Consider the following 19680-nt stretch of genomic DNA (forward strand, 5'->3'; position numbering starts at 1 on the left):
GGCCCTGGCTGTCCGGCGCCCGCCGCGCCTGCCCTGGCGGTCGCGGCGTCGTAGCGGTACCGGTCCGTCCCGTCGGCGGGTGCCAGGAGCTCAATGGCGGGGTGGCGCTCGCCGAGTGCGCTGGCGAAAGCGTCGAGGACGCGGGGGGACGCTTCGGTTTCAACTGTTGTCATGCCGGGATCTCTCGTCGGGGCCAGTGCAACGCAGGGGAGGACCGGGCCGGGGGTTCGGGGGCCGGCCGGCGGGGTTTCAGCCCGGCAGCCACTGCGAAGTTAGCCCCGGCGCCGCGGGGGCCGCCAGTTCTCCCGACACGCGCATCAACAGTTCGCAACCGCAGTTCACGGTGGTTCGCGGCACGTCAAACAGCGTCTTTTTACGTCGCAGCGAACTGTCCCGTGACGGCAGAAGTAGTGCTGTGAATTTTCGTTGCGGCCCGCGTCCGGGCATTGCGGCGGCGCTTGAACTGAACGATTTGGGGATGGTTTGGTGAGGTAACGATCCGAACGAGAGGCCCTTCACATGACAGCTACATCAGATCTTGCGCCCCGCAGGCTTCGGGACATCTTTGGAACCTTCGCCACCGGCCTGACGGTCATCACCAGCGCAACGGACAATGGCCCGGCCGGGTTCACCTGCCAGTCGTTTGCCTCGCTCTCCCTGGAGCCGGCGCTGGTCACCTTCAGCCCGGCCCGGACGTCCAGCACCTGGCCGCTGCTCCGCGAGGCAGGCTCGTTCACCGTCAACATCCTGCCGGCAGAACACCAGCACCTGGCAGGCCAGTTTGCCCGTTCCGGGGCGGATAAATTTGCCGGCGTCAGCCACGCTGCCTCGCCGCTGGGCAACCCGGTCCTGGATGATGCGCTGGCCTGGATCGACTGCGAACTCCACGCGGAGTACGACGGCGGCGATCACACCATCGTCGTGGCAGCCGTCCGGCACCTGAGCGCACGCCAGGATGCCGAGCCGCTGCTGTTCTTCAAGGGCCGCTACGCCGGGATTTCCGCTGCTGACCGGCTGCTTGAGGTTGCCAGCTGATCTGCGGCTGTTACCCGATCTCCGAAACGCCCGGATGTTCCATGGTGACGTGGGAGCGGAGCCGTTGGAGGCCGTCCCTGATCCTGGACTTGACCGTGGGCAGCGGCACGGAGAGCTTCGCGGCGATGTCCTGGTAGGTCAACGAGCCGAAGTAGGCAAGGAGAATTGATTCGCGCTGCAGGGCTGACAGGCATGCCAACGAGGCAATGATGATTTGGGCGTCCATTTTGTCGGCCAGGTCGTCGACGAAACCGTCGCAGGCTGCCGGCGCGGACCCTGCCCATCGATGATCGCGGGTGCGGCTGCTTTGGGTTGACCTGACTTTGTCCACGGCCCTTCGGTGGGCGATGGTCATCAGCCAGGCCATCGGAGTGCCCAGGGCCGGCCGGTATTTCCCGGCGTCCTGCCAGGCAGTGATGAATACTTCCTGCACGACTTCTTCGCTGAGCGCCCGGTCAACAACAACGCGCTGGACCAGCCCGGTGACCCGGGTGGATGTCTGCCGGTAGAACTCGCTGAACGCGTGGTGGTCACCTTCGGCTGTACGCAGCAGCAACCCGGCAAGACTGTCGCCGGCCTGGTCGGTGGCGGGACAGGCGCCCTGCTCGACGGGGCCGTTCATAAGGCCTTCACCGGCAACGGACTAGCGCCCATCAACTGCCCCGACAGGGTTTCCAAGTGGACTGCCGTTGTGTCCAGCACGCGGGACCCGTGGCACTTGGAACAGCAGACGGCCACCGCGAGGGTGCCCTCCTGCCGCCCGGAAACGCTGGGTGATGCAATCTGCAGGTGCAGGTCGGTGTCACACGTGGGGCACCAGGGGCGTTTTCCCCGGGGCTGGTCCTTGTCCCGTGGAACATAGCTGCTTAACGATGTTGTCATGGCCGTCTTAAACCAATGCCGGATAGCTGGCAAGAATGTAGTCCGCGCCCGCCGGTCCCTTCATGCGCAGGCCCTGTCCAGGGCCGATGCGGTCCCTCATTGCAGCCCAGAAGATGTGCTCGGCCTGTTGGGGGTGCTGCGATAGGGTGCACCAGCTGGTGTACAGGCCGTAGAGGGAGTCCGGGGCAAGAGTCGAGTCTGACTCCTGGTCCCGGTGGGTGGCTTCCTGAAGGAACCGGTCAAACTGTGAGTACGCCATGGTGGGTCCTTGGAGGAGATGCGGTGGGCCGTCTTTGGGGTGTGGCTGCCTGGAATCGTCCCGGCAGTGGAGCAGCCGGGTCCAGACTCAGGAGAGATCCGCCATGTTGTCCTGGACCGCCCAATGGTCGGCGCCGGTGGTGCCCCCATGGCTGGCGATGAGGGCCACGGCCATGCTCTTGGCCAGGACGGCTGCATCCCTGTCGCCTTCAACCGCCGAGATGATTGAGCCCTTGGTGAGGATGTGGCATGACCGCGCGAAAACATCCGGATGGTCCAGTCCGGCCTCCTCGGCAAGGTTCCGCATAAAGGCTCTGACCTGCGCCAGGTAGCTCATCGATGCTTCCCCCAGGGGGTGGGTGGGACCCATCTCCAGCATGGTGCTTATCAGCGCACAGGCCTGGAAGTCGTCCCGGCGGAACCACCCATCCAGGACGTCGAAAATAGTCAGCAACTGGGCTGTCGGGTCCTCGGACCGCTTTCTGCATTCAGCAATGATCTGTTCAACGGTCAGGTCCTGATGACAGCGTTCCAGGAACGCGAGGACCAACACATCCTTGGCGGGGAAGTGCCCATAGAACGTGGCCTTGGCAACCCCGGCACGGGAAATAAGTTCAGCGATGCCAACATCCCGGATGCCACGCTGCGTAAATAATTCATAAGCGGCCGCCATGATGCGCTCCCGCGCGCCGGAAGGGACGGGAGCGGCAAGCGGGCCAGCTGAAGAGCTACGTGTATGTTCCATCAGGGCAGACATTACACTACCCAGACAGACCGGTCTGTACGGTGTCCCGCCAGGAAGGGACAAGTTGATCCCGGGCCGTCGCCGGCCCAGTGCCGCAAGCACCATCCGCCCGGTAGTAAGCTTGCTGAACAATATCAGTAAGCGTACTGATGAACCGGAGGATGGGAGCAGGAACCATGGGCGTAATCGTCAGCGCCGTTTGCTGGCTGGGCCTTGCCGCGAGCGGCACCCTGGTGGGCCTGGCGGCCAGCGGTAACGGGGCGCAGGGCCTCAATGGCCTACAGCTGGTTGGCCACGTGTTCCTGGGCCTCGGACTGGGGCAGTTGCTGACGCTGGGCCTGAAGGCGCTGGCCCGGCAGCTGGTGCGGAAGGCTGCCCCGCCGCGGGTGGACACCAGCCAGGAACCCGTACAGGCTCCCGTCCGGCTTGCGAGCGTCCTGCCCCTGCCGGTGCGCCGCACCGCTTCGGGGGCGGCCCGGCACGCCGCCTGACGTGCCGGCCCGCCGCGCTGGCCTGACCCTGCCGCTTGGCGCGCTGGCCTGCCCCCCGGCCTGACCTGACGGACGCGCAGCTTGCCTGGCCGGGAACCGGTGCCCGTACAAAACCGGGCAGAATGGACGGGTGACTTCTCCTGAGGGACCCGCCCCGACGCGTCCGGGCCCCGCCTTCGACCTGGCCGCCATCGGCGCCGGCCTCGCGTTCGCCGCATCCCTGCCAGCTCTCCGGGAGGCGCTGGGCGCCGGGATGGCCGCTGTGGTGCAGGCACCACCCGGAACCGGCAAAACCACCCTTGTCCCGCCGCTGCTGGCAAACCTGCTGGGCGCAGGAAAACCAGGCACCGGCAACCTGAAGATCGTTGTTACGCAGCCCCGCCGGGTGGCTGCCCGTGCTGCTGCGCGGCGGCTATCGGCCCTGGCCGGCACCCCACTGGGTGGACCGGTGGGCTACACCGTCCGCGGCGAAAACAAGACCAGCCGGTCCACCGTCGTCGAATTTGTCACCCCGGGCATCCTGTTGCGCCGCCTGCTGGCCGATCCCGGCCTGGCGGGGGTGGCCGCCGTCGTCCTCGATGAAGTCCACGAGCGTGGCCTGGAGACGGACCTGCTGGTGGGGATGCTCGCCGAAGTCCGCGAGCTGCGCGGCGACCTGACCCTGGTGGCCATGTCCGCCACGCTCGACGCGCCCCGGTTCGCCGCGCTGCTGGCGGATTCCGACGGCGGCCGGCCGGCTCCCGTGATCGACTGCCCGTCGGCGCTGCATCCGTTGACAGTGGACTGGCAGCCGGCCGCAGGGCCGCGAGTGGATGGCCGGGGTGTGGCACGGGATTTCCTGGACCACGTGGCCGCGACGGCCGCGCAGTTCCATGCCCGCGCCCTTGCCGTCGAGCCCGGCGCTGACGCTTTGGTGTTTGTCCCGGGTGCCCGGGAGGTGGCCCAGGTTGCGGCTGCGCTGCGGGGCCGGCTGGGCAGCGGCGTTGACGTCCTGGAGCTGCACGGCCAAGCCCCCGCGGCCGACCAGGACAGCGCCGTGTCCGGCCGGCGGCAAGGCGGGAAACCACGGATCATCGTCTCCACGGACCTGGCCGAATCGTCGCTGACGGTGCCGGGGGTGCGGCTGGTGATCGATTCCGGCCTGTCCCGCGAACCCCGGCGCGACGCGGGCCGCGGCATGACGGGGCTGGTCACCGTGTCCTGCTCGCGGGCGTCGGCGGAGCAGCGGGCAGGCCGGGCCGCCCGGCAGGGGCCGGGAACAGTGGTGCGGTGCTACAGCCAGCAGGCGTTCGGAGCGGCCCCCGCCCACGTGACCCCGGAAATTGCGGTCGCGGACCTCACCGGCGCCGCCCTTACCCTTGCCTGCTGGGGCTCTCCGGGCGGCGCGGGCCTTGCCTTGCCGGACCAGCTGCCGCAGCAGGCACTGGCGGACGCCACGGCGGTGCTGCTCGAACTCGGTGCGGTGGGTGCGGACGGGCACCCCACCGCCACCGGCCGCACGCTGGCCGGCATTCCGGCGGACCCCCGCCTGGCCAGGGCCCTGCTGGCCGGCGGCACCGCCGCGGGTCCCGTCCTGGCAGCACAGGTGGTGGCAGCCGTGGCCGGGGACCACCGCGCGCGCGGCGCCGACCTCCCCGGCCTCCTGTCGCAGCTCCGTGCCGAGAGGGGCCCGGAAGGCCGGAGGTGGGCTGAGGAGTCCCGGCGGCTGCAGGACCTCGCCGCCCGGGCCGGGAACAGCGGAAAGGCGAAGGCGCCCGGTTCTTCCCGCCCTGAAGCCGGCAGCGGCGCAGAGGCGGTGGGCGCCGTGGTGGCACTGGCTTTCCCTGGCAGGGTGGCGCAACGCGTCGCCGGCGACGGGCCCGAACGCTACCTGCTGGCCTCCGGCACCCGGGCCGGGCTGCCGGCCGGGAGTTCCCTGGCCGGCCACGAGTGGCTGGCCGTGGCGGAAGTGTCCCGTGCGGAAGGCAGGGACGCTGCCGGCACGGGAGCCGTGATCCGCGCCGCCGCTCCGCTGACGGCTGCCTTGGCGGAATCCGCGGCAGCCCACCTTCTCAGCGACTCCGTGGTGGCACAGTTTGTGCAGGGACGGGTCAGCGCCCGGCGGGTCCGCAGGCTCGGCGCCATCGTCCTGGCGAGCACCCCGGTCCGGCCGTCCCCGGCGGAGGGCCGGACCGCCGTGGCGGCGGCGCTAATGGCTGAGGGGCTTGATGTGTTGGCCTGGCCGACGGCGGCACTGGACATCCGCCGCCGGCTCGCCTTCCTGCACCGCGAGATGGGGGCGCCCTGGCCGGACATGTCGGATACGGCCCTCCTGCAGCGGCTGGATGACTGGCTGGGGCCTGAGCTGGCGGCACTGGCCGGCGGCGCCGCCGCGGGCAGCCTGGATCTTTCCCCGGCCGTGCGCCGGCTCCTGCCCTGGCCCGAAGCAGGGCGGCTGGACAGCCTGGCACCGGAACGGCTTGAAGTTCCCAGCGGTTCCCGGATCCGGATCGAATACCCGGCCGACGCTGACGGTACCGGCCGGCCGGTGGTGGCGGTCAAGCTGCAGGAGTGTTTCGGGCTGGCCACCACACCCCGGCTGGCGGACGGCCGGGTTCCGGTCCTGTTCCATCTGCTCTCACCGGCCCGGCGTCCGCTGGCGGTTACCGATGACCTGGCGTCATTCTGGTCGGGGCCCTATGCGCAGGTCCGGGCGGAGATGCGGGGCCGCTATCCACGGCACCCCTGGCCGGAAGACCCCTGGTCGGCGCCGGCCACCGCACGGAAGAAACCCCGGTAGGGCGGCCTTCCGGCGCGGGAGCAGGCCTGCCGCAAGCGCAGGGTGAGATGTCCGATACACAGCGGAAACGCCGCGTCGACCCGTTGAAACATGGTCCCGTTAGTCTCGGATCCACAGGGGCAAGGAAGCCCGAATGGACCTGGAAGGATGCACCGAATGTTTCTTTTGAACAGCCTCAGTCTTCTGCTTGACGGACGCGGCAACGACGATGGGCACGCCTTCGGCAGCAGCGCCGGCAGCAGTTTCCCGGCAGGCCGGCTCACCTCAGCCGCCTGGGAAGGCTGGTGGCACGAAGAGCAGGTCTGAGCCCGGCACCCCTACGGCTGCGGATCCAGCCGGGACAGGATGAAGGCTGCGACGGGGATGGCAGCGGCGGCACCGACGTCGAACGCGGCCCGCTTTTTGCCCGCGACGGTGAAGGAGTGGTCCCCGCCGGCCACCCATTCCAGGACCGCATTGGTCCCTATCCCGGACACCACGCGCGTCAGGAGGTCCGGGGTGGCAAACGTGTCCCGGCTGCCCTGCAGGAAAAGCATGGGCAGCGTCAGCCCGTACAGGTGTTCGTCCCGGAGTTTTTCGGGCTTTCCGGGCGGGTGCAGCGGGTAGCCCAGGTACACCAGCCCGGCGGCGGGCATTCCTTCGGCCACGGCCATGGACGCCATCCGCCCGCCGAAGGACTTGCCGCCGGCCCAGAGGTTCCCGTGGTCCGCGTGGTCCGCGGCCAGTGCAGCGGCATGGTCCATGGCGGAACGCCAGGCGGCAATGGCTACGGGTGGCCGGTCCGGGAATTTCCGGCCGGCTTCCCGGTACGGGAAATTGAAGCGCAGGCTGGCAACGCCGGCGTCGGCCAGTCCGGCGGAGAACCCGGCCAGGAACGGATGGTCCATGCCCGCGCCTGCCCCGTGCGCCACCACCAGGGTCGCGGCGGGGTGGTCGGGGCGGGTATAGGCGGCCGAAACCGCCCCGTCCGCCACGGTGATGGTGCGGGGTTCTTCTGCGATGGGCATGGATCCATCATGCCGGAAGCAACGGCCCTGCGACGGGGGCAGGGTGTACGTTGTCCCCATGGCGAGCGAACAGACCACCATCACAGTCCAGGGCCCCCACGGCGAACGCGAAATGCGCATTTCCAGTCCCTCAAGGGTGCTCTGGCCGGAGCTTGGCCTCACCAAGCTGGACCTGGCCAACTATCTCGCCGATGTGGGGGACGCCTTCATCGCCGCCAACGGCGACCGTCCCGTTTCGCTGCAAAGGTTCTCCGACAACATTGACGGCGAGCAGTTCTTTTCCAAGAACCCGCCCCGCGGCACCCCGGACTTCGTCCGCTCCGTCAAGGTGGTCTACCCCAGCGCCCGGTCCCACCCCCAGCTGGTGCTGGATGAACCGGCCGCGGCCGTCTGGGCCGCGCAGATGAACACCGTGGTGTTCCATCCGTGGCCGTCCAGGGCGGATAACACGGACAACCCGGACCAGTTGCGGATCGACCTGGACCCGCAGCCCGGCACGGACTTCAAGGACGCCGTCCCCGCAGCGCGGGTGCTGAGGGACGTCCTGGCCGAGGCCGGACTGGACGCGTTCATCAAAACGTCTGGCAACCGGGGGCTGCACGTTTATGCCCCCATCGAGGCCACGCGGGAGTTCCTGGACGTCCGGCATGCCGTGATCGCCGCAGCCCGCGAGGTGGAGCGGCGGATGCCGGACCAGGTCACCACGGCATGGTGGAAAGAGGAACGGGGCCAGCGCATCTTCCTCGACTACAACCAGGCCAACCGGGATCGGACCATTGCCGGCGCCTACAGCCCGCGGGCCCTGGCGCACGCTCCGGTCTCCTGCCCCATCACCTGGGACGAACTGGACACCGCTGACCCGCGGAACTTCACCATCCTGACGGTCCCGGAGCGGCTCCGCACCATCGGCGACCCGTGGGCGGATTTCGGCGCGAAGCCCGGCACCATCGACACGTTGATGCAGTGGTGGGAACGTGACCTCGAGGCCGGGCTGGGCGAGCTGGCATTCCCACCCGACTATCCAAAGATGCCGGGCGAGCCGCCGCGCGTCCAGCCCAGCCGGGCAAAGAAGCCGGAGTAGCCGTTTTTATTCGAAGCGGGACGGGTCGCCGGCTCCGCGCCGGACCACCTCGGCCACCCCGCTGGAGAAGTCCACCACCGTGGTGGGCTCGGAGCCGCAGTCGCCGGCGTCCACCACGGCGTCCACCTGGTGGTCCAGGCGTTCCTTGATGTCCCAGCCCTGAGTCAACGGATCCTCCTCGTCCGGCAGCAGCAGGGTGCTGGAGAGAAGCGGTTCGCCCAGTTCCGCCAGCAGGGCCTGCACCACCCGGCTGTCCGGGATCCGCACCCCCACGGTCTTCTTCTTGGGGTGCAGCAGGCGCCGCGGGACTTCCTTGGTGGCGGGCAGGATAAACGTGTACGCGCCAGGGGTGACGGACTTGATGCTGCGGAACACGTCATTGCCGATGTTCACAAACTGGCCCAGTTGCGCAAAGTCCCGGCACACCAGGGTGAAGTGGTGCTTGCTGTCCAGTTTGCGGATGCTCCGGATCCGGTCCAGGGCGTCCTTGTTGCCCAGCTGGGCGCCCAGCGCGTAGCAGGAATCCGTGGGGTAGGCGATCAGGCCGCCGTCACGCACCATGCTGATTGCCTGCGAGATGGCGCGGGGCTGGGGGTCCTGTGGATGAACGTCAAAGTATCTGGCCATGTGGGAGAGCCTACGTTCCCGGGACCGCCACCGCACCACCTTCCCGGTCGGGGCGGGGAAAGCACGACGGCGGCGCCCGGCCGGTCAGCCCACGTGCACCCAGGGCCGCTGCCGGATGTCCGGCTCGGCTTCACGGAGGATCTCCCGGGTCACCGGCGCAATTTCGCCTTCGCCGAGGAACAGGAACCGGAGGAGGTTGCGGACCGGGTTGCCTTCCGTCCAGCGGAAGTAGATGTGCGGCATCAGCCCTGTCACGTCACGGATGTGCAGGAGCACGGAGGCGATGGTGTTGGGGACGCCCGGCCCGTGGACTTCCAGGACCTGGTACCCATGCCGGAGTACGCCGCGCACCTCCAGGGCGGTTTCGAAGTCGGAGGAGTCGTCCACAATGACTTCCAGGAACAGCGGCCGGGCGTTTTGCGGGAAGTGGCTTGCCTCGGTGGCGGACGCCAGTTTTTGCCGGTAGTCGGCAGCGGCCACGCGGACTGGTTCGTGGGCAATGATGCCGATGGGCCCGGCCAGTGCGGGGGCCATGAACTCCAGGGCTGCGGTGTCCAGCCGCACGTGGGTGGCGTGCAGTTCGAAGGAGCGCATCAACCTGGACAGCAGGGAGACGGCAATGATGCCCAGGATGAAGAACGCGGCAATCCGGATGCCTTCTGGCCGTTCGAAGATGTTGGTCACCGTGGTGTAGGTAAAGAGGACGGCGATGATGCCGAAGCCCACGGTGCGTTTGCGTTGCTGCTGGCGCCGGGCCGAAAGCGTGACGGCCACTGCCGCGGACGTCATCAGCACCAGCACGCCCGTGGCGTACGCGCCGCCCTGGGCGTCGACGTCGGCCTCAAAAAGCCAGGTGACCACGAACCCCAGGAAGGTGAACACGAGCACCAGCGGCCGCACCGCTTTGGCCCAGGCCGGGGCCATGCCGTACCTGGGCAGGTACCGTGGCACCAGGTTCAGCAGCCCCGCCATGGCGGAGGCACCGGCGAACCACAGGATGGCGATGGTGCTGAGGTCGTACACCGTGCCGAACCCCGGCCCCAGGTAGGAGTGCGCCAGGAAGGCCAGCGCACGGCCATTGGCTTCCCCGCCCGGCTCAAACTGCGCCGCGGGGATAAGTACTACAGTGGCGAAGCTGCTGGTTACCAGGAACGTGCTCATGATCAGGGCGGCTGTGGTGAGCATCCGCCGGGTGCCCTGGATCCTGCCGGCTGGATTCGCGTCGGTGTCCGTGGGGCTGCCCTTGATCTGGGGCATCACTGCCACGCCGGTCTCAAAACCGGACAGGCCCAGCGCGAGTTTGGGAAACACCAGCAAGGCAATGGCCACGGCCATCAGCGGGTTCCCGTGGGAGGTGGTCAGCGTCTGCCACCAGTTGTCCACCGCCACCGGATGGTTGGCCGCTTCCACCAGGGAACGGCCAATGACCACCACGTTCAGTGACAGGTACACCACCACAAGGACAACCGCCACACCGATGGCTTCCTTGAAGCCCCGCAGGAAAACGGCGGCCAGCAGCGCCAGGAGGACCAGGGTGATGGCCACCTCCTGGCCGTGCAGCCAGCCGGGCGCATACGGGTTCTCGATCAGGTGCGCCGTGGCGTCGGCGGCGGAGAGGGTCATGGTGATCATAAAATCCGTGGCGGCGAACCCCAGCAGGCCCAGGACCAGGAGTTTCCCGCCCCAGCGCGGCAGAAGCCGTTCCAGCATGGCGATGGAACCCTCGCCGCGGGGGCTTTCGCCGGCCACGCGGCGGTAGACCGGCAGGGCCCCCAGGAGGGTCACGGCCACCAGCACCAGCGTGGCCAGCGGTGAGATGGCCCCCGCCGCCAGCGCCGCGATGGCGGGCTGGTAGCCAAGGGTGGAGAAGTAGTCCACGCCCGTCAGGCACATCACCTGCCACCAAGGGTGTTTGTGGTCCTGCCCGGATGATTGCCCGCCCGGGCCCTGGTGCGTGCCTTTGGCGTCCTGCAGGCCAAAAAGCAGCCAGTCCCGTACCGCAGCCCTGCGGCCGGGAGGAAGGGCTGACGGATCAGCCGGCGGTCTGCTCATGGTGGTCATCGGGTTCCCTCTGCGTCAGTGTCCAGGCCACGGCACAGCGCCGCGGCACAGCCGAACGTAGCACCGGGACAAGGCCCCGAACCCCGAAATCCGGGGATCTTGACGCATCCTTAACGCCGGTGTGGGGAAGGGCACACCGGCGGTCAAAGGTGCCGCTCCGGAGGTGGCAGAATGTGCCCCATGCCAGCGGAACGTATAGTGATCGGCCTCAAGGGGGACGACGACGGTGGCGTGCTCACGGAGCGCGCCGCGCGCCTTCTGCCGCCCGGCGGGGGCAGTGAACTCCTGGGCGTCCACGTCCGGACCCCCAAGGGGAGCCGGAGCGGATCACCGCAGGCACTCGAGGCGCAGCGCCGCGCCGTCGTGGCCGCCGGCGGCACCTTCCGGACCCTGCAGGGCGATGACGTTGCCACCGGCCTGCTCGACTATGCACGCTCGGTCCAGGCCACCCGGATGGTGGTGGGGCGTTCCCGGGCAGGGATGTTCCGGGGCGCTGCCGGTACGGGCATGCGGGTGATCCTCGGTGCCGGGGACATCGACGTCCATGTGGTCCCCGGCCTGCCGGCCCGGAACCCCGTGCAAAGACGGCCGCTGGATGTGGGCCGTGCCCGCACCTTCGGGGGCATTGCGCTCGCCGCCATACTGCCGGCGCTGCTTCAGCTGGTCCTCGCCGCGTTCGAACACAGTGTTGCCACCGCCGTGCTGATCCAGCTGGCCGGCGCCGTGGCGATCGCACTGGTGGGCGGCTTGCGGCCTGCGGTGGTTGGTGCCTTGTGGAGCAGTGTCCTGGTCAACTTCTTCTCGACGCCCCCGCTGGGCAACCTGGCCATCGAGGACCCGCAGGATTTTCTGTCCCTGGCGGTGTTCCTGGGCCTGTCCGTTGCGGTGGCCGGCGTAGTGGACCGGTCTGCACGGCGCTCACGCGAAGCCGCGCAGGCGCGGGCGGAGGCCGGCATCCTGGGGGACCTGGCGCTGGACGCCTCGCGGTCCGCAGACCCGCTCCGCGGTCTGCTGTCCGATGCGGTCGCCGTGTTTGGCGTCGCCGGAGCGGCCATTGTGGCGCGGCAGTCACCCGGCGCCGGAGCCGGGAAGGCGCCGGCAGTGCTGCTTGCCGGGGTGGGGGACACTACGGGATGGCACGGAATGGTGCCGCCTGCCGCGCCCCCGCCCGGCAGCACCGTGGAACCTGTGGACGCCGTCACGTGGCTGGTCCTTTTCGGCAGGGAAGTCGCACCGGACCGGCGCACGTTGCTGGGCGCCGTTGCCGTGCACATCAAGGCGCAGCTGGAGCGCCGACAACTGGAAACCAGCCGGCTTGAGATCATGCGGCTGGCGGAAGGAAATACCATGCGCACCGCCATCCTGAGGGCGGTGTCCCATGACCTCCGGACGCCGCTGGCCGGGATCAAGCTGGCCGCCGGGGGACTGCTGCAGGACGCCGGCACCTTCACCCGGGCCGAGGAGCGCGAGCTGGTGCAGACCATCGACGAATGTTCCGACAGGCTGGACCTGCTGGTGGGCAACCTGCTGGACATGTCACGGATCACGGCGCAGTCGGTGGAGCCCCTCCTGGGACCCGTGCGGTGGCATGACGTGCTGGACAAGGCGCTCCGCGGCATCCCGTCAACCGCCGTCGCCGTGGTGCTGCCGCCCAACATGCCGGCCGTGGATGCGGACCCCGGGCTGCTGGAACGGGTCATCGCCAATATTGTGGAAAACGCCCTCAAATACGCACCCGAAACCCAGGTGGCAATCACCGGCACCACCGATGGCATGGGTTCCGCCCTGGCCGGGCACCCCTCCGGCGAACTGCGGATCGCCGACCGCGGACCCGGCGTTCCCGCAATGAAAGTGGTGGAAATGTTCCGTCCGTTCCAGCGCCTGGACGACGCCCAGCCCGCAGCCGGCGTGGGCCTGGGGCTTGCCGTTGCGCAGGGCTTCGTCGAGGCCATGCGGGGGTCCCTCACCGCGGAGGAAACCCCGGGCGGGGGCCTGACCATGGTCATCCGGTTGCCCCTGTCCACGGGTCCCAGGGAACAGGCCCAGTGAGCACCGCCGACATCCCCGCAGGCGGACCTGCCCCACTGGCCACCGTCCTGGTTGTTGACGACGATCCGCACCTGCTTAAGGCCCTGAGGATCACGCTGGCCGGCCACGGCTACCGGGTCACCGTGGCAGCGGACGGCGGATCGGCGCTTGCCGCCGCGGCCAGGGACGCACCGGACCTGGTGGTCCTGGACCTGGGCTTGCCGGACATGGACGGCGCAGCGGTGCTGCGGGACCTGCGCCGCTGGAGCACCGTCCCCGTCCTGGTGCTCTCTGCCCGCCACGGTTCGGCGGACAAGGTGGCTGCCCTGGACGCGGGTGCTGACGACTACATCACCAAACCCTTCGGCCTGGACGAACTGCTGGCGCGGCTGCGGGCACTGCTGCGCCGCGTGCCGCAGCCGGATTCCGCCCCCACGATAGCCACGGAAGGGTTCACCGTTGACCTGGTGCGGCGGCAGGTGCATCGTGGCGGAAAACCGGTCCGGCTCACCCCCACCGAGTGGAGCATCCTGGAAATCCTGGTCCGCAATCCGTCCCGGCTGGTCAGCCAGCAGCAGCTGCTGGCCCTGGTCTGGGGTCCCTCCTACCAGAAGGAAGCCAACTACCTGCGGGTGTACATGGCCCAGCTGCGGCGCAAGCTGGAGGCCGATCCCGGCAATCCCCGGCACCTCCGCACCGAACCGGGGATGGGGTACCGCTTCGAGCCTTAACCCCGGGCCCGGCCATGTGGAAATCCCCCCTACCGGCGGCGACCGGCTTGGGGCAGGATGTTGTCTGGTCCAGCTTTTATCCTGCACGAAGGAGTCACCGCCATGCCCACCATCCTTAACCCGTACATCAGTTTCCGCGACAACGCCCGCGACGCGATGAACTTCTACCAGTCGGTGTTCGGCGGCGACCTCCGCGTCAGTACGTTCGGCGAGTACCAGGCCTCCGAGGATCCCGCCGAAGCGGACAAGGTGATGCACGGCATGCTGACCACGCCCAGTGGGCTGGTCCTGATGGGCGCCGACACCCCGAACAGCATGCCCTACAACCCGGGCTCGGCCATCTCGGTTTCCGTCAGCGGGGATGATGAGGCCGAACTGCGCGGCTATTACGAGAAGCTCAGTACCGACGGCGGCTCCGTCACCGTGCCCATGGAGGCCTCGCCCTGGGGCGATATTTTTGGCATGTGCACCGACAAATTCGGCATCGACTGGCTGGTGAACGTCAACGGCGCCCAGGGTGCCACCGGCGCCCCCTAGGACGCGCCGGCCGGAGCTGTTGGACCCATTTCCACCCGGATGTAGGACCTGAGGAGCAGGAATGCTCACTGCTGCACACCGGCCATGACAGGCCTTCCCTTCGCCGGGGACCCACTGGTGCACGCCTGCCTGCTGGGCCTGGGCATCCTGGCGGCCCTGCTGTTCTACGGCTACGAAAAGCGCCGCCGGGGCCTGACCGACCCACGCCTGTGGCCCATTGCAGGATTCGCCATCGCGTTCGGGGCAATCGGCTCAAGGATCCTCACCTGGGACGTTTCCCGCGAGGTCTCCCTGGCCGAGTGGTGGGGCAACGGCGACCGCAGCATCCTCGCGGGCCTGGTTGGAGCCTGGCTTGGTGTGCACCTGGGGAAACGGCTGACGGGCTACCGCGGATCCACCGGCGACCTGCTGGCGCCCGCGGTGGCATTGGCGCTGGTAATCGGACGCGTGGGCTGCCTCCTCACGGAACTGCCGGGCACCCCCACCGGGCAGGCCTGGGGGATATCGCTCACGCCGGCACAGGCGGCGCTGTTGGGCGGGCTGCCCGGGGTAGGACTGCACCCGTCCTTTGCCTATGAGATTGCCTTCCACGCAGCTGCCTTTTCGCTCATGTGGCGGTACCGGGACCGCCTGCCCCGTCCCGGCGACCTCTTCATCTGCTACGTGAGCTCCTACGCGCTGTTCCGGTTCGGCGTCGAATTCGTCCGGGGCAACGAGGTGCTGTGGCTGGGAATGAGCCGGCCCCAGTGGTTTCTGCTGGCGATTCTCCCCCTGCTGTCCTGGCGGATGCTGCGGGTGTTCGGGAACCTCTCCGCCCCAGGCTGGAAGGACGGATGGCATGAGCAGGAACAACCGTTTTACCGGGAACGGGGAGGATCCCCCTGAACCCTGGCTCGGTCCCTTGGGGCTCGGAACCCTCGTGGGGGCAGTGGTCCTCTACGGCCTCTATGTCGGCGGGCCGATTATTTTCAGCGCAGTCTCGACCACAGCCGATCCCACGCAGCCGGTGCGGTACCTGAGTGGGCCTGTGGTGCTGATTCCCATCGCCGGCTACCTGGCCATCGCGATTCTGCTGGCGGTCCGGCCACCCACAGCCAAGTGGGGCGCCGGGCTGCTGATTGGCCTGGGGATCTTCACGCTGCTCGGCGGCGGGATCTGCGTCGGATACCTCGCACAGATAAGGGCCTGAGATGAATCCACTGCCGTTCGCCTCCCGACAGTCGCTGCCCGGCCCCGGCCAGCCGCTGCGCGGGGACCGGATCCACCGCTACGTCACAGCATTCTGCCCCCACTGCCACGAAACAAACCCCCCGCTCACGCAGGTGCAGCGCCTCTCCGGCGCGCTGCTGATCCGCGATGACCGGGTCTGGCTGGAACGCGGCTGCCCTGATCACGGCCTCGTCAGCACGTTGTATGACGAGTCCCCGGAAATCCTGCGCTACCTGGAGAAATGGCAGGCCCCCACCAAGCAGCACATCCCGGACCAGGCCGGAAATTACCGCCAGGTGCCCGAAGCCTACGCGTACGGGCTGCCTGCCATGCAGACCCAACACACCTGCATCCTCCTGCAGGACATCATCGAACACTGCAACCTGCGCTGCCCCACCTGTTTCACCGCCTCCGGCCCCCAGCTGCAGGGGGTGGCACCGCTGAGCGAGGTACTCGCGAACATTGACACCCGGCTGTGCCGCGAAAACGGGCGGCTCGACGTGCTGATGCTTTCCGGCGGCGAACCTACGCTCTATCCGCAGCTGGCTGAACTCCTGGACGAGCTCGTAGCCCGTCCGATCGTGCGGATCATGGTAAACAGCAACGGCATGCTGATCGCAACCGACGATGAACTGCTGGCGCTGCTGGCCAGGCACCGGGACCGGGTGGAGGTCTACCTCCAATACGACGGCCCGTCCAGGGAAACATCCATCCATCACCGCGGGGGAGACCTGACCCGCTTCAAGGACCTGGCCATCGCACGCCTGTCCGAGGCAGGTGTCTTCACCACCCTGACCATGACGGCGGCCCTTGGCGTCAACGATGGTGAGGTCGGCGCCGTTGTGATGCGGGCCCTGGAAACCCCGTTTGTGGGTGGGGTTGCGCTGCAGCCGGTGTTCGGTTCGGGGCGCGGCCACGGCATCGACCCCACGGCCAGGCTCACCCACACGGGCGTCCTGGAACGGCTCGCGGCGCAAACCGGCGGGGTGGTTTCATGGCACGACCTGACGGCACTCCCGTGCTCCCATCCGCATTGCGCATCCGTGGGCTACATGCTGAAGGACGATTCCGGAGCCTGGCGTTCGCTGGCAGCCCTCGTCGGGCATGACCAGCTGCTCGCGTGGCTGGAACTCAATCCCGACGGCCTTGCCAACCGCATCGCCGACAGCGCGATCCCGCTCGAGCTGCGGAACCTCATGAAGACCTCCCTCCTGGACCTCCTGAGCGAGCAGTCATCGCTGTCCCACCCGCGGACCATGGATCTTTGGAAAAACATCTGCACCCAGTGCGACCTGGGCATCGGCACCCTGACCACGCTGGCCGCCGGCAAACTGCCAGGCCAGCAGCAGCGGCTGCGCCGGCTGCTGGGCGAACGGATCACCCGCATCATGGTGAAGCCCTTTATGGACATCTCCACCATGATCGAGGAACGGCTCACGCAATGCTGCGTCCACGTGGGCACCAAGAGCGACGCCGGCGAACACCAATGCGCTCCGTTCTGTGCTGTCCAGGCGTGGCCCGCCCTGGCCAGGCAACGCATCAGCACGGCCACCGGCACCCGGCTCCTCCCCGTCCGCCAGGTCCCGGCCAGTGCCGGGGAGCACTGATGGACGCCGACTCGGAGGCCCGGCGGATCGCAGCCGGGCCAATGCCATCGCAACTGGTCCGCGCCAAACATGCCGCCCTGCACGGCCAGGGGCGCGGCCACGGAACGGACCCGGCGGACCCACCGCCGTTCGATCCGCTGCGGCTCTGCATCTTCGCGACCATTGCCCTGCTGGGCTGGGTTGCCGGCCCGGTGGCACTGGCCGTGTTCGCCGCCGTCGGATTCGCCGGCTACTGGAAAGCCCGGCGACGGGGCCTGACCCGGTCGAACTGCTACCTCCGGGATACCCGGCTGATCCTGGCGTACCTGGCCCTGCTCCTGGCGGCCGGGTTATGGGGCAGCTACGCCCTGGCAGCTTCCCAGCCGGGCCGCTGAACCAACCACCGCGCCGGTCCGTGGGGGGTTGAGGCGGGACGGGGCTGCTGCAAGGATGGTGCGGTGGAGTCCCTCTTTGAGTTCCTATCCGACAAATGGTGGCTGATTTTTCCCCTGAGTGCGTTTGCCGGGCACTGGGCCAACTCGTGGCGCAAGGCCGGCGAACGCCGGCACCGCCGGAAAGTGGAGCTGTACACCCTCCGGAACCAGTCCCGCGACGCGGAAGTGGCGTCGGCTGCCCGGGTGGCGGACGTCCTGGTCCGGCACACCGCAACCAACGCGCGGTGGCTCGAGTACGAACTGGACGTCGGCAAACTCATCGACTTTCCGTTGATGACGGACGTCCGGGAGCCCCTCACCGTGGCCTTCCTCCGGGCGAAACGGGAAGCGGACGGCCAGCGCCCGACCACGGCCGCCGACATGACGTCGCCCGCCGCCTTCGAGTCCTACCGGCAGGCCGTCGACAGCTTCGCGCTGGCGCTGGACCTGGCCGAGCGCGAGGCTAAACGCATCAAGGACAGCAGGTTCAGCGGCCCCGAACGGCAACGGCTTGCCACCGCCCGAAAACTGCTCCGGATCGCCGAGGATTCAGCGGCTACCCCGGCCGAACGGCAGCAGGCCTACAAACGCGCCCGGCGTGAACTCGATGGCCTGATCGTCCTGCCGGACGTCACCATCGCGGCCCTGGAAGCCAAAGCAGCGCCCGGCCTCGCTGCCGGCGCCACGCACCCTGACGGCCACACCGGCCAGCCGCGCGAAACCACCGCCTGACACTGGGCGGGGTGGTTACCGGCCGGCGCCGGTTGTTTTGACCTGACCTTCCGGACGCGTACGATCGATAAGGTTTCACGCCGGTTGGTTAACGCCGCAGGTCATTCCCCGCGAACAGCTGGTGAATTATGCTGTGCGGGGGCAGCCGGAAACGCGAAATTGCTGAACGTCGACTCTGCAGATTGGGCAACAGGTGGATATCACCTTCATGGTGGCGCTGGTCATCGCACTGGCACTATTTTTCGACTTCACGAACGGTTTCCATGACACCGCAAATGCCATGGCCACGCCCATCGCAACGGGCGCCATCAAACCGAAGACTGCCGTCACCCTCGCCGCCATCCTGAACCTGGTGGGCGCCTTCCTGTCCACCGAGGTGGCCAAGACGGTGTCCGGCGGCATCATCAACGAAGGCGCCGACGGGGTACAGATCACCCCGGAAATTATCTTCGCCGGCCTGATGGGCGCCATCCTCTGGAACATGATCACGTGGTTGAAGGGGCTGCCGTCCAGCTCCTCCCACGCCCTGTTCGGCGGCCTGATCGGTGCCGCGATCGCAGGTATCGGCTTCAACTCCATCAACCTGGCATCCCTGGCGCAGAAAGTCATCCTGCCGGCCATCTTCGCCCCCCTCATCGCAGGCATCGTGGCGTACACCTGCACGCGGCTAGCTTATGCACTGACGTCCCGGCACGATCCGGAGACCGGCAGCAAGCTCACGCAGAAACGCGGCGGGTTCCGGACCGGGCAGATCTTCACCTCCAGCCTGGTGGCCCTGGCCCACGGCACCAATGACGCGCAGAAGACCATGGGCATCATCACCCTCGTCCTGATCTCCGCCGGCACCCAGGCCCCAGGCACCGGACCCCAGTTCTGGGTAATCGCCGCCTGCGCCCTGGCCATCGCGATCGGCACCTACTCCGGCGGCTGGCGCATCATCCGGACCATGGGTTCCGGACTCACCGAAGTAAAGCCCGCCCAGGGTTTCGCCGCGGAAACCAGCACCGCGTCCGCCATCCTGGCCTCCTCGCACCTCGGCTTTGCGCTGTCCACCACCCAGGTGGCCTCCGGCTCCGTCATCGGCTCCGGCCTGGGCCGCCGCGGTACCAGCGTCCGCTGGTCCATGGTGGGCAAGATCGCGCTGGGCTGGCTGTTCACCCTTCCCGCTGCGGGCATCGTTGGTGCCCTGACGGCGCTGCTGGTCAAGACCGGCATCGTTGGCGTCCTGATTGCCGCCGTGGCAGGTATCGGAGCAGTCCTGTACATGTTCCTGCACTCCCGCAAGTCCGAGGTGGGCCACCACAACGCCGTCGAGGTCGAAGAGGCTGGCCAGGCCGTCCGTTTCGCCAAGAAGAAGGCGCTGGCCGAGGCCCGCGCCCGGGCCAGGGCCCGAGTCCGCGACAGGGCAAGGAACCGGGCAGGAGCTGCTGCCGCCCCGGCCGCCGAAAACCCTGCCG

20 protein-coding genes are annotated in these 19680 nt (G+C 68.3%); 14 read left to right on the forward strand and 6 right to left on the reverse strand.

What is annotated here, in order from left to right:
- Positions 1-519 precede the first annotated feature (519 nt).
- A complete protein-coding gene (locus tag ACU18_RS17715; protein ID WP_050687784.1) occupies positions 520-1035 on the forward strand; it encodes a flavin reductase family protein in 516 nt (171 codons plus the stop codon).
- Between the two features lie 10 nt (positions 1036-1045).
- On the opposite strand, the gene ACU18_RS17720 is transcribed toward ACU18_RS17715, so the two are convergent.
- The 3 genes from ACU18_RS17720 to ACU18_RS17730 form a co-directional block, all read right to left on the reverse strand.
- Complete coding sequence (locus ACU18_RS17720; protein WP_050687786.1) at positions 1046-1657, reverse strand: sigma-70 family RNA polymerase sigma factor; 612 nt, start codon at positions 1655-1657, stop codon at positions 1046-1048.
- 267 nt (positions 1658-1924) lie between these two features.
- Complete coding sequence (locus ACU18_RS17725) at positions 1925-2176, reverse strand: hypothetical protein (RefSeq protein ID WP_050687788.1); 252 nt, start codon at positions 2174-2176, stop codon at positions 1925-1927.
- An 87-nt stretch (positions 2177-2263) separates the two neighbouring features.
- Positions 2264-2848 carry a TetR/AcrR family transcriptional regulator gene (locus tag ACU18_RS17730; protein WP_231686125.1) on the reverse strand — a complete coding sequence of 195 codons (585 nt, stop codon included), beginning with the start codon at positions 2846-2848 and terminating at the stop codon, positions 2264-2266.
- Between the two features lie 248 nt (positions 2849-3096).
- Between ACU18_RS17730 and ACU18_RS17735 the strand changes: the two genes are divergently transcribed.
- From ACU18_RS17735 to ACU18_RS20005, 3 genes are all read left to right on the forward strand, one after another.
- Positions 3097-3411, forward strand: coding sequence for a hypothetical protein (locus ACU18_RS17735; RefSeq protein WP_050687789.1), 315 nt, complete (start codon positions 3097-3099; stop codon positions 3409-3411).
- A gap of 130 nt (positions 3412-3541) precedes the next feature.
- The gene (gene hrpB / locus ACU18_RS17740) at positions 3542-6190 is read left to right on the forward strand and encodes an ATP-dependent helicase HrpB (protein WP_050687791.1); all 2649 of its coding nucleotides are present in this window, start codon (positions 3542-3544) and stop codon (positions 6188-6190) included.
- 156 nt (positions 6191-6346) lie between these two features.
- Positions 6347-6496, forward strand: coding sequence for a hypothetical protein (locus ACU18_RS20005; protein WP_197273620.1), 150 nt, complete (start codon positions 6347-6349; stop codon positions 6494-6496).
- 11 nt (positions 6497-6507) lie between these two features.
- Here the strand turns inward: ACU18_RS20005 and ACU18_RS17745 are convergent, their stop codons facing one another.
- Complete coding sequence (locus ACU18_RS17745) at positions 6508-7197, reverse strand: alpha/beta hydrolase family protein (RefSeq protein WP_050687793.1); 690 nt, start codon at positions 7195-7197, stop codon at positions 6508-6510.
- Positions 7198-7255: 58 nt separating this feature from the next.
- On the opposite strand from ACU18_RS17745, the gene ligD reads away from it, so the two are divergent.
- A complete protein-coding gene (gene ligD / locus ACU18_RS17750) occupies positions 7256-8278 on the forward strand; it encodes a non-homologous end-joining DNA ligase (RefSeq protein ID WP_197273621.1) in 1023 nt (340 codons plus the stop codon).
- Positions 8279-8284: 6 nt separating this feature from the next.
- On the opposite strand, the gene ACU18_RS17755 is transcribed toward ligD, so the two are convergent.
- Both ACU18_RS17755 and ACU18_RS17760 read right to left on the reverse strand, forming a co-directional pair.
- Positions 8285-8905, reverse strand: coding sequence for an L-threonylcarbamoyladenylate synthase (locus tag ACU18_RS17755; RefSeq protein ID WP_050687795.1), 621 nt, complete (start codon positions 8903-8905; stop codon positions 8285-8287).
- Between the two features lie 84 nt (positions 8906-8989).
- Entirely contained in the window at positions 8990-10966 is a 1977-nt protein-coding gene (locus tag ACU18_RS17760) for an amino acid transporter (protein ID WP_050687797.1), read from the reverse strand.
- A gap of 180 nt (positions 10967-11146) precedes the next feature.
- Here ACU18_RS17760 and ACU18_RS17765 point away from each other — a divergent pair, with 180 nt between their 5' ends.
- The 9 genes from ACU18_RS17765 to ACU18_RS17805 form a co-directional block, all read left to right on the forward strand.
- A complete protein-coding gene (locus ACU18_RS17765; protein ID WP_231686126.1) occupies positions 11147-13015 on the forward strand; it encodes a DUF4118 domain-containing protein in 1869 nt (622 codons plus the stop codon).
- A 35-nt stretch (positions 13016-13050) separates the two neighbouring features.
- A complete protein-coding gene (locus tag ACU18_RS17770) occupies positions 13051-13725 on the forward strand; it encodes a response regulator (RefSeq protein ID WP_050687812.1) in 675 nt (224 codons plus the stop codon).
- 102 nt (positions 13726-13827) lie between these two features.
- Positions 13828-14262 (forward strand): VOC family protein, encoded by a 435-nt coding sequence (locus ACU18_RS17775; protein ID WP_050687801.1) that lies wholly within the window; start codon positions 13828-13830, stop codon positions 14260-14262.
- Between the two features lie 84 nt (positions 14263-14346).
- Positions 14347-15147 carry a prolipoprotein diacylglyceryl transferase gene (locus tag ACU18_RS17780; RefSeq protein ID WP_231686127.1) on the forward strand — a complete coding sequence of 267 codons (801 nt, stop codon included), beginning with the start codon at positions 14347-14349 and terminating at the stop codon, positions 15145-15147.
- Positions 15101-15451: a hypothetical protein gene (locus tag ACU18_RS19785; protein WP_050687803.1), complete on the forward strand. Its 351-nt coding sequence runs from the start codon at positions 15101-15103 to the stop codon at positions 15449-15451. Before ACU18_RS17780 ends, ACU18_RS19785 begins: the two co-directional genes overlap by 47 nt.
- A 1-nt stretch (position 15452) precedes the next feature.
- Positions 15453-17078 carry a radical SAM protein gene (locus ACU18_RS17790; RefSeq protein ID WP_050687805.1) on the forward strand — a complete coding sequence of 542 codons (1626 nt, stop codon included), beginning with the start codon at positions 15453-15455 and terminating at the stop codon, positions 17076-17078.
- The gene (locus ACU18_RS17795; RefSeq protein ID WP_157407822.1) at positions 17078-17452 is read left to right on the forward strand and encodes a hypothetical protein; all 375 of its coding nucleotides are present in this window, start codon (positions 17078-17080) and stop codon (positions 17450-17452) included. Before ACU18_RS17790 ends, ACU18_RS17795 begins: the two co-directional genes overlap by 1 nt.
- Before the next feature lie 63 nt (positions 17453-17515).
- Positions 17516-18223 carry a hypothetical protein gene (locus tag ACU18_RS17800; RefSeq protein WP_050687807.1) on the forward strand — a complete coding sequence of 236 codons (708 nt, stop codon included), beginning with the start codon at positions 17516-17518 and terminating at the stop codon, positions 18221-18223.
- Positions 18224-18416: 193 nt separating this feature from the next.
- A partial coding sequence (locus ACU18_RS17805) for an inorganic phosphate transporter (protein ID WP_050687809.1) occupies positions 18417-19680 on the forward strand: 1264 nt, incomplete at its 3' end.

It is taken from the genome of Arthrobacter sp. ZBG10, assembly GCF_001238605.1.
In the GTDB taxonomy this organism is placed as follows: domain Bacteria; phylum Actinomycetota; class Actinomycetes; order Actinomycetales; family Micrococcaceae; genus Arthrobacter.

Coding starts and splice junctions, on each gene's coding strand:
- ACU18_RS17715 (WP_050687784.1), top strand. CDS start 520: ATGACAGCTACATCAGATCTTGCGCCCCGCAGGCTTCGGGACATCTTT.
- ACU18_RS17765 (WP_231686126.1), top strand. CDS start 11,147: ATGCCAGCGGAACGTATAGTGATCGGCCTCAAGGGGGACGACGACGGT.
- ACU18_RS17755 (WP_050687795.1), bottom strand. CDS start 8,905: ATGGCCAGATACTTTGACGTTCATCCACAGGACCCCCAGCCCCGCGCC.
- ACU18_RS17780 (WP_231686127.1), top strand. CDS start 14,347: ATGACAGGCCTTCCCTTCGCCGGGGACCCACTGGTGCACGCCTGCCTG.
- ACU18_RS17735 (WP_050687789.1), top strand. CDS start 3,097: ATGGGCGTAATCGTCAGCGCCGTTTGCTGGCTGGGCCTTGCCGCGAGC.
- ACU18_RS17725 (WP_050687788.1), bottom strand. CDS start 2,176: ATGGCGTACTCACAGTTTGACCGGTTCCTTCAGGAAGCCACCCACCGG.
- ACU18_RS17720 (WP_050687786.1), bottom strand. CDS start 1,657: ATGAACGGCCCCGTCGAGCAGGGCGCCTGTCCCGCCACCGACCAGGCC.
- ACU18_RS17745 (WP_050687793.1), bottom strand. CDS start 7,197: ATGCCCATCGCAGAAGAACCCCGCACCATCACCGTGGCGGACGGGGCG.
- ligD (WP_197273621.1), top strand. CDS start 7,256: ATGGCGAGCGAACAGACCACCATCACAGTCCAGGGCCCCCACGGCGAA.
- ACU18_RS20005 (WP_197273620.1), top strand. CDS start 6,347: ATGTTTCTTTTGAACAGCCTCAGTCTTCTGCTTGACGGACGCGGCAAC.
- ACU18_RS17775 (WP_050687801.1), top strand. CDS start 13,828: ATGCCCACCATCCTTAACCCGTACATCAGTTTCCGCGACAACGCCCGC.
- ACU18_RS17730 (WP_231686125.1), bottom strand. CDS start 2,848: ATGGCGGCCGCTTATGAATTATTTACGCAGCGTGGCATCCGGGATGTT.
- ACU18_RS19785 (WP_050687803.1), top strand. CDS start 15,101: ATGAGCAGGAACAACCGTTTTACCGGGAACGGGGAGGATCCCCCTGAA.
- ACU18_RS17760 (WP_050687797.1), bottom strand. CDS start 10,966: ATGACCACCATGAGCAGACCGCCGGCTGATCCGTCAGCCCTTCCTCCC.
- ACU18_RS17795 (WP_157407822.1), top strand. CDS start 17,078: ATGGACGCCGACTCGGAGGCCCGGCGGATCGCAGCCGGGCCAATGCCA.
- ACU18_RS17790 (WP_050687805.1), top strand. CDS start 15,453: ATGAATCCACTGCCGTTCGCCTCCCGACAGTCGCTGCCCGGCCCCGGC.